Origin of the sequence: Micromonospora sp. NPDC048843, from assembly GCF_040649965.1 — a bacterium.
In the GTDB taxonomy this organism is placed as follows: domain Bacteria; phylum Actinomycetota; class Actinomycetes; order Mycobacteriales; family Micromonosporaceae; genus Micromonospora; species Micromonospora hortensis.
The window spans coordinates 1-11,559 of record NZ_JBEZGJ010000203.1 but is presented as its reverse complement, the minus strand read 5'-3'; the positions used below and the strand labels follow the sequence as shown (position 1 = coordinate 11,559).

Here is an 11,559-nt window from a genome sequence, read left to right as displayed (position 1 = left end):
GTGACAAGGCCCTCGAAACCGAAGTGGTACGGCAACCACACCTGGTGGATGATCCGACCGTCCACCCGCAGCGGGGTGAGCCGATCGGTCACCAGCACCTTCGCCTCGATAGCCGCACGGGCGGTGACCAGGTGCGCCCAACCCAGGTGGGTGAGACCACGTTCGGCGGCCAACTCCGGGGACACCTCCACGAACATCTCCGGCTGCAACTCGGCCAGCGGCGACACCGTCCGGCTCATCCCGCCGGCGGTGTGGTGCTCGGTGAGCCGGCTGACAGTGAACACGTACGGGAACACCTGGCTGTACGGTTCCGGCGGGCTCGGGTTGAGCGTGTTGATCGGGTGGGTGTAGACCTTGCGGGTCGGGTTGGCCTGCTGTCGGTAGAGCGGGTTGCGTACCGGCGACTCGACCGGCTCGTAGTGGGTGGGCATCGGTCCGTCGAGCACGCCGGTGGGCGCGTAGAGCCAGCCTTTACCGTCGCCCTGAAGGATGAACGGGTCGTCGCCGGCAATGCCCGCCACACCCGAGGCGTCGTGCGCCGGTCGGTACGACGGCGGTTTGGTCTTTTCGAAGTCCGGCACGTCGTAGCCGGTCCACTCGCTCTTGTCCGCGTCCCACCAGACGTAGCGTTTGCGCTCACTCCACGGGTTGCCGTCCGGGTCGGCGGAGGCACGGTTGTAGAGGATGCGCCGGTTCGCCGGCCACGCCCAACCCCACTCCGGTGCCACCAGGGACTGCTCCGAGCCGGGTTTGCGGCGGGCCGCCTGGTTGACGCCGTCGGCGTACACCCCGGTGTAGATCCAGCAACCGCCGACGGTGGAGCCGTCGTCCTTCATCTCGGTGAACGACGCCAGCGGCCGGCCGGTGGCCACGTCGTACCCGTTGATCTCGCGCAGCACCGCCTCGGCGCTCGGCTCGACGGTCGGGCCGTGCGTGGGGTAGTCCCAGGCGAGGTCGAGCAGCGCACGGTCGCGCGGCTTCGTCGACGTCGCCAACCGTTCCCGGATGACGCGACCGAGGTGGTAGAAGAACCACAGCTCGGAGCGGGCGTCGCCTGGCGGCTCGACGGCCTTCTCCCGCCACTGCAACAGGCGCTGCGTCTGGGTGAAGGTGCCCTCCTTCTCCACGTGGGAGGCGGCGGGCAGGAAGAACACCTCGGTGCGGCACCGCTCGGGCGCGATCTCGCCGGTCTCGATCTCCGGTGCGTTCTGCCAGAACGTGGCGCTCTCGATCATGAACAGGTCCCGGACCACCAACCAGTCGAGGTTGGCCATCCCGAGCCGCTGCGCCCGGCCGTGCGCCGAACCGACCGCCGGGTTCTGCCCGAGCAGGAAATAGCCCTTGATCTTGCCGTCGATCATGTCGAGCACCTGCTGATAGGTGCCGTGGTCGCCGGTCATCCGCGGCATGTACCCGTAGCAGTAGTCGTTGTCGGCGGTGGCCGCGTCGCCCCAGTACGCCTTGAGCAGGTTGACGCCGTAGGTGCGGGCGTTGCCCCAGAAGCCCTTCTGCCCGGGATGCGCGATGCTGTCCACCCACGTGTCCAGGGTCGGGTGGTTGGCGTGGTGCGGCATCGGCAGGTAACCCGGAAGCAGGTTGAACAGCGTCGGGATGTCGGTGGACCCCTGGATGCTGGCGTGCCCGCGCAGCGCCATCACCCCGCCACCCGGGCGGCCCACGTTGCCCAGCAGGAGCTGGATGATCGCGCCGGTGCGGATGTACTGCACGCCGACGCTGTGCTGCGTCCAGCCCACCGAGTAGACGAGCATGCCGGTCCGGTCCCGGCCGGAGTTCTCCGTCCACGCCTGGGCCAGTTCGAGGAACTTCTCCTGCGGGATCCCGCAGACCCGCTCCACCATCTCCGGGGTGTAGCGGGCGAAGTGCCGCTTGAGGATCTGGTAGACGCAGCGCGGGTGCTGCAACGTCTCGTCACGTTCGGTCTCGCCGCCGACGGGCGCGCCGTGCGACTCGTTCTCCAGCCCCGCCGCCGTCTCCCGCTGTGTCTCGCTGTCGCGGGTCGTCTGGTTCTGCGAGTGGCCCTCGTACCGCCAACTGGCCTGGTCGTAGGTGGCGTTGTCGTCGTTGAAGCCGGAGAACAGGCCGTGCATGTCCTCGGTGTCGGCGTACTCCTCGGTCACGATGGTCGCGGCGTTGGTGTATGCGACGACGTACTCCCGGAAGTCCAGCTCGTTGTCGAGGATGTAGCGCACCACCCCACCGAGCAGCGCGATGTCGGTGCCCGCCCGGATCGGCAGGTACGAGTCAGCCAGCGCGCTGGTGCGGGTGAACCGCGGGTCGACGTGGAAGACCTTCGCACCCTTGCGCTTGGCCTCCATCACCCACTGGAAACCCACCGGGTGCGCCTCGGCCATGTTCGAACCCTGGATGACGATGACGTCGGAGTTCGACAGGTCCTGCTGGTACTGGGTGGCGCCGCCACGCCCGAAGCTGGTCCCCAGACCGGGGACGGTGGAGGAGTGTCAAATGCGGGCCTGGTTCTCGATCTGGAGCGCCCCCATAGCGGTGAACAACTTCTTGATGAGGTAGTTCTCCTCGTTGTCCAGCGTCGCCCCACCCAGACTGGAGATACCCAGCGTCCGGTTGAGCGGTCGACCCTCGGCGTCGACGTCCTCCCAGGTCTCGTCCCGGGCGGCCAGGACCCGATCGGCGATCATGTTCAACGCCGTGTCGAGGTCGAGGTCCTCCCACTCGGTGCCGTACGGCCGGCGGTAGCGGACCGTTGTCTGCCGCAGCGGACTGGTGACCAGGCTCTTGCTCGCCGAACCCTTCGGACACAGCCGACCCCGCGAGATCGGACTGTCCGGATCACCCTCGATCTGACTGACCTGCCCGTCCTTCACGAACACCCGCTGACCACAACCCACGGCGCAGTACGGGCACACGGACCGGGCCATCGAATCGGCGGTATCGGTACGGGCGGTGAGCGCGCGGGACCCGTCGGACTTCGCCGCGGCACCCCGGCCCAGCGGGTCCGTGCCGGTGAGCTGGCGGTAGACCGGCCAACCCTCGAACCAGCTGCGCACCCCCATCGCCGCACCTTCCCGACCAATGCCGCCAAATATGAACACTCTGACGTTAGTTGAGGTGCCGGCCCGGTCGCAGCGGGATCACGAACAGTCATGCCTCTCCCAGCCCTTTGGTGCGGGCCGGGAGAGGCATGACGTACGGCGCTGGTCAGTGCGGTTGCAGCTGGCCGATGTGCTGGTCGCTGAAGGTCCGGTAGCGGCGCAGCTCCCAGAACAACCAGCCGATGCTGATGATCGCCAACACGACGAAGACCAGCGAACCGGAGAACGTGTCCCAGAGGGTGTGCAGGACGACGACACCCACGAACGTGCCGATGAACCCGAAGAGCCGAGCGACGCTCGGGCTCGCCAGCAACGCCCACAGCGCGCCGGCGGTCAGCCCGGTCCAGGCGGTGTGGCCGGCGGGCGCCGTCAGGCCCCGGATGAAGAGCGTCTGCTCCACAGCGCCGATGTTGCCCTGCGAACTCAGCAGCGCGCTGAAGGCGTAGCCCATCGTCTCCAGCGCGGCGAACCCCATGCCGGCGGCGATGCCGATGATCAGCCCGTCGGAGGGCACCCGGCGACGACGCTGGGCCACCACCGTGAACAGCAGCACCACCGGGACGATCAGCTTCGCCGACTCCTCGATCAACGCGACGAACAGCATCGGCAGGGTGCCGAGGCCGCGCAGGGTGTCGTACTCCAGGGTGCCGGCGACCACAGTGCCGATCACACCGCCGAAGAACGCCGACGTCACCAACACCGACGCCGGCACCTGCCACCGGCCGGTCCGGGCCTGCGCGAATGTCAGGAAGGTCAACGGCACCAACGTCGCCCCGAGCAGGATCAACGCCGGTACGAAGTTCGGATTCTTGGTGCTGACCAGGGTCCGCAGCACCGCCAGATAAAGGATCAGCCCGATGAGGAGCACCCCGACCCACGCCCAACGGCGCCAACGATCACCCATACCGCGCAGTCTGGCGGATCAAGGTTACGAAGACCAGCCACGGCGCTGAGATCCTGACGACCCCGCGCGTGCGCGCCACCGGTCGCAAGCCACCAGACGCAGCCTCAAGCCGGATCTTTGGTCAGGCGGTTCAGGATGGTCCGCTGGGATCTTGATTTGGTGGTCTTGTCGTACCGGGTTTCTACGATGTGCCGATGACGCGATTCGTGCAGCAGCCCGACTACGAGGGTGCGGAGTTCATCGACCTGTCAATGGCCAGCGCAACCTTCCGCGAGGTGGATCTCAGCGGCGCCCGGATGCGTGGCGTGCTGCTGTTGAACGCCGACATCGACGGGGCGATCGACGGCCTGCGCGTCAACGCCGTGGAGGTCATGCCATTGATCGAGGCCGAGCTGGATCGCCTGCACCCCGAACGGCTTCGACTGCAGCCAACCACACCCGAGACGATGCGCGATGCGGTGGATGTCATCGAGGAGCTGTGGCAAGCGACGCTGCGACGCGCAAGCGTGCTGCCAGAGGAAGCCGTCCACAGATCAGTGAACGACGAATGGTCGCTCGCCCAAACCCTGCGCCACACGATCTTCGTCGTGGACGCCTGGTATGGCCACGCGGCGGCCCTTCGCCCGAACCCGTTCCATCCGATCGGCGTACCCGCATCGTTCACCACCAACGGCACCGAGTTCGGCATCGACGAGTCGGCCGCGCCCACCCTCGGCGAGATCCTCGCCGTGCGCGCCGAGCGGATCGCCGATCTGCGCGCATATCTGGCGCAGGTCACGCAGGAGGAGCTGGACCGCGTGCGGGGGCCGAACACCGTGATCGGCTGCCCGCCGCCCGCCGAACGTACGGCGGTCAAGTGCCTGCAAGTCATCTTCAGCGACCAGTGGGCGCACGTGCAGTTCGCCGACCGCGACCTGGCCATCCTGGAACAGGAGTATGCGTGATGCTCCGGGAGGTCCACTGCTACACCGTCCGCGTACTCGTTTGATAGGCCAAACGCACAATTCGCCGGTGGTGTTGATGTGGTAGGTGTGACACGTCGCGACGACTGGGTGATGGTCGGCGTCGCGATCGACGAGAGTGACGCCGAGCAGCATCTCCTACTCTCCACCCGCACGCTGCGCCCGCAGACCGTGATGGATTACGGCATCGGCATGCCGCAGAACTCGATTCGGTCCGCCGGCGGACACGGACGGTGGTTGACGTACGACGCCTGCCTCGGGGTGGTCCGCCTCTGGCAGTTACGCGAGCCGCACACGGATGAGGTCGAGGGCCAGCTCGCACTGCTGTAGGCGGGCGATCCCGCGTACAGGGGGAACGGTCACGTGGGGGGAGCAGGTTGGGCAGGGCCGCCCGGCTGCGGTCGGCGATCCCACAGCACCAGGCCGGCGAGCAGCATCGCGACCCCCAGACCGACCATCGCCAACCCCACCGCCGTACGCATCCCCCCGTCCAGGTGGCCCGCCACGATCCACCCGCTGTCGATTCCGAACACCAGCGGCATCAATCCCTGCGGGATCACCGGGATCCACCCGACCGTCAGCAGCCCCAGCGCCCACGCGGTGGACCTGTTCTCCCGATACCACTGCGCGTCCCAGGTCAGCGGGAGCACCGTCTCCGGGGGTCGGCTCCGCTGACCGGCCGCGGCGAGCACCGTCGTGCCGCGCCGGGCGAACCGCTCGTCGGCCAGCCACACGCCACCCCACCAGGCGGCGGCGCCTCCGAGCAGTCCGACCAGCGGCAACAGCGGTGCCGCCTCCGGCGGACCCCAGATCATCAGGCCGAGCACCGGCGCGGCGGCGAGCAGCCCAGCCGCTGTGGCGACCAGCACGCTGACGATGTCTGTCGGGTTGTCGGCCGCGGTCGGATGCCGCGGGTCGGCCACCGGGCGTACGCGCAGCAGCGACACCCACACCGGCACCGACGCTCCCGCGCCGAGCAGGGCCGGCAGGGTGGAGAGCGCTGCCAGGGGGTCGACGTCGGGCGCGAGGAGGACACCGGCGACTGCGAGCAGCACGCCGATCGGGGTGACCAGCACCAGCCAGGCCAGGGCCCGACCCCGGACCTCGGCCCGTTCGCCGCCGGGCGTGGTGAGCGGCATCCACAACGCGGTGCCGTCCAGCCCCACCAGCCCGGCCGACATCGCCGCCGCGCCGAGCACGGCGAGCGGCCCGGCCCACGGCAGCAGCAGGTCCACGTCGGACAGCAGCGGCAGCCCGGCGAGCAGCGCCCCGTACACCACAGCGAACGCCAGATACTGCAACCGCAACGGATGCCGCATCCAGGCCCGCAGCTCACGGCCGACGACCGCCCGCGTCGCCGCCGGCACCCACCCCAGCCACTCGCGCTCAGCCGCGGCCGGTGACGCCGCCGTGGTCCGGCGCGGCCGGAACGGCACGCCGGCGGTGATCACCCTGCGGACAAGCATGATGTACGCGGCGGCGCAGAGCGCCACGATGCCCACCAGGGTCGCCATCAGGCGCACCCCTTGCCCGGTTGGCCCGGTCACGGCGGAGACCGGCCAGGCGCTCGGCACGTACGCCATGGCCCGGACCACCTCCTCCGGCGCTGCGACGAGCAGTACCGACACCCACGGGAAGACCGCCCAGAGCGACCCGGCGACACCCATCGCCGTACCGGTGAAGACGCCGGTGAGCAGTGCCCCGGCCGGGCCGCCGGCGTGGCCGACGACCTCCAGCGCGATGGCCGAGCCGATCAGCCCGAGCAGCCAGAGCAGCAGCGCGCCGCCGGCGCTGACGAGGACCGCGACGGTGCCGTACCGGGCGGCGTGCACCGGCAGCGCGGCGAGTGCCACCAGCGACACGGCCGGGCCGATGCCGATCGCCGACGCGGCGAGCAGACCGATCGCGGCCGGCACCCCGCCGATCGGCTCCAACCGCAGGTGGGCCGGGCGGACCCGGCCGCGACCTCCGCCGAGCAGCAGCGGCAACACGATCCAACCCAGGACCCACGCCCCGGCCAGCAGGCCGAGGGTGTGCTGGTCGCCGCGGAGCGCGTACCGGATCAACCAGGCGGCGGCGAGCAGACCGACCAGGCCGGCCACAGTAGGCCCGGGGTGCTCGCGTAGCGAGCGACGCAGCATCGTCGCGCGCATCCGGGCCGGTACCGCGATCGCGCCGAGGGTGCCGCCCAGCCGGCCGGGGGCGGTCAGTTCGGCGCTCATCGTGCCCCGGTCAGCCAGTCCAGACCGGCGCTGCCGGAGGCTTCGGCGCCGACCAACTCGACGAACCGGTCCTCCAGGCTGCCGCCGGCGGCGACCTCGGCGACCGACCCGGCGGCGACCACCCGGCCCTGATGGATCACTGTGACCTCGTCGCACATCTGCTCGACGAGCAGCATCGAGTGGGTGGACAGCACGCAGGTGCCGCCGCCGGCCACGAACCGGCGCAGCACCCGGCGGATGGTGGCCGCGGACACCGGGTCGACCGCCTCGAACGGTTCGTCGAGCACGAGCAGCCGAGGCCCGTGCAGCAGCGCCTGGGCGAGGCCGAGCTTCTTGCGGGTGCCGGTGGAGCAGTCGGCCAGCGGGGTGCCAGCGCCCTTGGCGAGGCCGAGCACGTCGATCAGTTCGGCGGCACGGTCGGTGGCCGTGGCCCGGGGCAGCCCGCGCAGGCCGGCGCTGTAGCGCAGCAGTTCGGCGCCGGTGAGGCGTTCGGGGAAGTCGAGGCCGTCGGGCAGCACGCCGGTCAGCGCGCGGGTCTGGCCGCGCTCGCGCAGCGCGTCGTGGCCGAGGATCCGGATCTGCCCGGAGTCCGGGGTGACCAGGCCGACGGCCATCCCGATGGTGGTGGACTTGCCGGCGCCGTTGGGCCCGACAATGCCGTGGAAGGTGCCGGGGTGGACGGTCAGATCGATGCCGTCCACCGCGCGATGCGCCGCGAAGGTCTTGACCAGGCCACGGATCTCGAGTGCCGGGGGGATCACGCGCAGAGCATAGGTGACCTTGTCAGGCGACGTGGCCCGTAACTCCACAGTCGATGGCACGGCCGGACGATCAGGCGACGTGCACCAGTCGAAAGCGTTCGATCACGACCTGGGTGTCGTCGTCCACTGTGAAGCCGGGGTCGCCCAGCTCCGCGCGTACCTCGGCACTGTGCCAGAAGGTCTCGTGCCCCGCACGCCACTGCGCCACCGACTCGTCGCCCTCCCCCTCGGCCAGGGCGTGTGGCAGGTCGACCTCGGCGAGCCGGACCACCCGTACGTAGGTCAGCTCGATGGCCGCGACCCGGCGGCCGGCGGAGTCCACCACGGCGGACAGTTGACCAACCTCGGGCAGCGGCTCGTTCGCGCACTCGTACCCGACCAGCAGGCCGGTCGTCGACGTCTTCGCCCCGGACAGGATCGCGCCCACGAGCTTGTCCCGCAGTGGCCCGGGAAACGCGAACTCGGCCAGCGGAAGATCGTCGAGGTCCATCCGCGGAGGGTACCCGGATGATCGGAAAGGCCACGTCAGGTCAGGTGTGGTGGATCGGGGTCGCCAGGTCGCTGAGCGGGCGACCCGAGCCGCCCCAGGTCTGAGCGGTGATCTCGGCGGCGATCGCCACGGCCGTCTCCTCCGGTGTCCGCGCGCCCAGGTCCAGCCCGATCGGCGAGCAGAGTCGGGCCAACGCGCTCTCCGGGACACCCGCCTCGCGCAGCCGGCGCATCCGATCGTCGTGGGCACGCCGACTGCCCATCGCGCCGATGTAACGGGCGGGCGTGGCGAGGGCGACCCGGAGCAGCGGCACGTCGAACTTGGGGTCGTGGGTCAGGACGCAGAGCACGGTGCGGTCGTCGACAATCGTCGACTCCAGGTACGCGTGCGGCCAGCGGACGACGAGGTCGTCGACGTCCGGGAAACGCGCTCGGGTGGCGAACACCGGGCGGGCGTCGCAGACAGTGACGTGGTAGCCGAGGAACTTACCGATCCGGGCCATCGCGGCGGCGAAGTCGATCGCACCGAAGATGATCATCCGGGGTGGTGGCACGTACGACTGGACGAACACGGCCACCTCGTCGCCGCGCTGCTGCCCCTGCCGGCCCAGGTGGATCGTGCCGGTGACGCCGAGGGTGAGCATCCCGGTCGCCTGCCGGGCCGCCGCGTCGTCCAGGTCGGGTGCGCCGAGGCTGCCCGCCACCCGGTCGGGCCAGATCACCAGTTGGGCGTTCTCGACCGATGCGGTGGCGACCGGACGGCCGTCGCGGATCGCGGCGAGGACCTCGTCGAACTCGGTCATCGCGACGCTCGGTTGCACAAGGACCTGGATGGTGCCACCGCAGGTCAGCCCGACGTCCAGCGCGTCGTCGTCGCTGATGCCGAAGGTCTGGGTGTGCGCTGCGCCGGTCTGGATCGCGGTCCGGCAGATCTCGTAGACAGCGCCCTCGACGCAGCCGCCGGAGATGCTGCCCACCACGTCGCCGTGCGCCGAGACGGCCATCGCAGCGCCAGGTTGCCGGGGCGCGGACTTCCAGGTCCGCGCGACTGTCGCGACGGCGAACGCGACGCCCGCGGCACGCCAGCCGGCCAGCCCGTCGACGATGTCCCGCATGGCCGCACGATCCGCGAGCCCCGGCGGCACCGTCAACGGCGACCTAAGCAGTTGCTTAGGTCGCCGTTGACTTTGACCACCGGCGGGCAGAGATTTTGCCGGACTGCGGAGGTGCGACATGCAGGTGCCGGCACCGTTCGAGTACGAGCGAGCCACCAGTGTGGACCATGCGATCAGCCTGCTGGAGCGGCTGGGCGGGACAGCCCGCCTGATCGCCGGCGGGCACAGCCTGTTGCCGATGATGAAGCTCCGGCTGGCCAACTTCGACTATCTGATCGACATCAACGACCTGCACGGCGAGTTGGGTTACGTCGAGGCAGGCCCCGACGAGGTCCGCATCGGTGCGCTGACCCGGCATCGGGAACTCCTCGAGTCCCCAGTGCTGGCGGCGGCGTTTCCGATCTTCGCCGACGCCGAACGGGTGATCGCCGACCCGGTGGTGCGCAACCGGGGCACGCTGGGCGGCTCGTTGTGCCAGGCCGACCCGTCCGAGGATCTGTCGGCGGTCTGCACGACGCTGGACGCGCGGTGCGTGATCCGTGGTCCGGGCGGCGCGGGGCGGGTCGTGTCGATGGAGGAGTTCCACGTCGGGCCGTACGAGACGGCCGTCGCGGACGACGAGATCCTGGTCGAGATCCGGCTACCGGTACGGCCCGGCTGCGGCAGCGCGTACGCCAAGGTGGAGCGCCGGGCCGGCGACTGGGCCGTGGTGTCGGCCGGCGCTGCGGTGTGGCTCGACGGCGGCGCGATAGTCGACGCCCGGGTCGGGCTCGCGGCGGTCGGCCCCAACACCACCGGCATCCCGGCGATCTCGGCGGCGCTGCGCGGGCAGGAACCCTCGGAGAGCCTCTACGAGCAGGCCGGGGCGATCGCGGCGGACAGCTGCGACCCGGTGACCGACCAGCGCGGCAGCGCGGACTACAAGCGGCATCTGGCCGCCGAGCTGACCCAGCGGACCCTGCGCCGGGCCGTCGAACGGGCGAGGAGCTGAGCATGCAGGTCACCATGACCGTCAACGACGTCGAGGTCACCCGGGAGATCGAGGCCCGGCTGCTGCTGGTGCACTTCCTGCGCGACGTGCTGGGTCTGACCGGCACGCACTGGGGCTGCGACACCAGCAACTGCGGCACCTGCGTGGTCTGGCTCGACGGCGAGCCGGTGAAGTCGTGCACGGTGCTCGCGGCGATGGCCGGCGGCCACCAGGTACGTACCGTCGAGGGCCTCGCCAAGGGCGCCGAACTGGACCCGATCCAGCAGGGGTTCATGCAGTGCCACGGTCTGCAGTGCGGGTTCTGCACGCCGGGGATGATGATGACCGCGCGGGCGCTGCTCGACCGCAACCCCGACCCGAGCGAGACGGAGATCCGGGAGGCGATCTCGGGTCAGATCTGCCGGTGCACTGGTTACGCCACCATCGTGCGCTCGGTCCGCTGGGCCGCCGTGGCCGAGGCGCAGGCCGCGGCCGAGGTCACCGAGACCACCGAATCGTCAGAGGCCGGCGAGATCGACAACGCCGGCCAGCCCGCGGAGGCCGTCGCATGACCACTGTGCACGAGCGCGTGGACACGTTCCACGACAACGACCAGAAGCCCGTCGGGTACGGCCGGATGCTGCGCAAGGAGGACCCGCGCTTCCTGCGTGGGCGTGGCCGCTACGTCGACGACGTCCAACTGCCCGGCATGCTGCACCTCGCGATCCTCCGGTCGCCGGTGGCGCACGCCCGGATCCTCAGCATCGACACGAGCGCCGCCGAGGCGTCGCCCGGGGTGAAGGCGGTGGTGACCGGGGCGATGCTGGCGCAGCAGAACCTGGCCTGGATGCCGACGCTCTCCAACGACGTGCAGGCCGTGCTCGCCACCGACAAGGTGCGGTTCCAGGGCCAGGAGGTGGCGTTCGTCGTCGCCGAGGACCGGTACTCGGCGCGTGACGCGCTGGAGCTGATCGACGTCGAGTACGACGTCCTCGACCCGGTGATCGACGCGCGTCGGGCGTTGGAGTCGGACGCGCCGCTGATCCG

At 70.2% G+C, this 11,559-nt stretch carries 10 protein-coding genes and 1 pseudogene; 5 read left to right on the top strand and 6 right to left on the bottom strand.

Annotated elements, in window-relative coordinates; all coding sequences use genetic code 11:
• Both fdh and AB0C20_RS31440 read right to left on the bottom strand, forming a co-directional pair.
• Positions 1-3,050: formate dehydrogenase (fdh, locus tag AB0C20_RS31445; RefSeq protein WP_357569346.1), on the bottom strand; the 3,050-nt coding region annotated here is incomplete at its 3' end.
• Between the two features lie 145 nt (positions 3,051-3,195).
• The gene (locus AB0C20_RS31440) at positions 3,196-3,993 is read right to left on the bottom strand and encodes a PrsW family intramembrane metalloprotease (RefSeq protein ID WP_357569345.1); all 798 of its coding nucleotides are present in this window, start codon (positions 3,991-3,993) and stop codon (positions 3,196-3,198) included.
• A gap of 194 nt (positions 3,994-4,187) precedes the next feature.
• On the opposite strand from AB0C20_RS31440, the gene AB0C20_RS31435 reads away from it, so the two are divergent.
• Together AB0C20_RS31435 and AB0C20_RS31430 are read left to right on the top strand one after the other, a co-directional pair.
• The gene (locus AB0C20_RS31435) at positions 4,188-4,937 is read left to right on the top strand and encodes a DinB family protein (RefSeq protein ID WP_357180050.1); all 750 of its coding nucleotides are present in this window, start codon (positions 4,188-4,190) and stop codon (positions 4,935-4,937) included.
• Positions 4,938-5,024: 87 nt separating this feature from the next.
• Positions 5,025-5,285: a hypothetical protein gene (locus AB0C20_RS31430; RefSeq protein ID WP_357180047.1), complete on the top strand. Its 261-nt coding sequence runs from the start codon at positions 5,025-5,027 to the stop codon at positions 5,283-5,285.
• A 29-nt stretch (positions 5,286-5,314) separates the two neighbouring features.
• On the opposite strand, the gene AB0C20_RS31425 is transcribed toward AB0C20_RS31430, so the two are convergent.
• The 4 genes from AB0C20_RS31425 to AB0C20_RS31410 form a co-directional block, all read right to left on the bottom strand.
• On the bottom strand, positions 5,315-7,177 hold the full coding sequence (locus tag AB0C20_RS31425) for a hypothetical protein (protein WP_357180044.1): 1,863 nt from the start codon (positions 7,175-7,177) through the stop codon (positions 5,315-5,317).
• On the bottom strand, positions 7,174-7,938 hold the full coding sequence (locus AB0C20_RS31420; RefSeq protein ID WP_357180041.1) for an ABC transporter ATP-binding protein: 765 nt from the start codon (positions 7,936-7,938) through the stop codon (positions 7,174-7,176). Before AB0C20_RS31420 ends, AB0C20_RS31425 begins: the two co-directional genes overlap by 4 nt.
• Before the next feature lie 70 nt (positions 7,939-8,008).
• Positions 8,009-8,428, bottom strand: coding sequence for an ASCH domain-containing protein (locus tag AB0C20_RS31415; protein WP_357569344.1), 420 nt, complete (start codon positions 8,426-8,428; stop codon positions 8,009-8,011).
• A 40-nt stretch (positions 8,429-8,468) separates the two neighbouring features.
• Positions 8,469-9,542, bottom strand: coding sequence for an XdhC/CoxI family protein (locus AB0C20_RS31410; protein WP_357180035.1), 1,074 nt, complete (start codon positions 9,540-9,542; stop codon positions 8,469-8,471).
• A 118-nt stretch (positions 9,543-9,660) separates the two neighbouring features.
• Between AB0C20_RS31410 and AB0C20_RS31405 the strand changes: the two genes are divergently transcribed.
• The 3 genes and pseudogenes from AB0C20_RS31405 to AB0C20_RS31395 form a co-directional block, all read left to right on the top strand.
• Positions 9,661-10,533, top strand: a complete 873-nt coding sequence (locus AB0C20_RS31405; RefSeq protein WP_357180032.1) for a xanthine dehydrogenase family protein subunit M — start codon at positions 9,661-9,663, stop codon at positions 10,531-10,533.
• Between the two features lie 2 nt (positions 10,534-10,535).
• A complete protein-coding gene (locus AB0C20_RS31400; protein WP_357180029.1) occupies positions 10,536-11,084 on the top strand; it encodes a (2Fe-2S)-binding protein in 549 nt (182 codons plus the stop codon).
• Positions 11,081-11,559 (top strand): annotated as a pseudogene (locus AB0C20_RS31395) (carbon monoxide dehydrogenase); the annotation flags it as partial. The gene AB0C20_RS31400 and the pseudogene AB0C20_RS31395, both read left to right, overlap by 4 nt.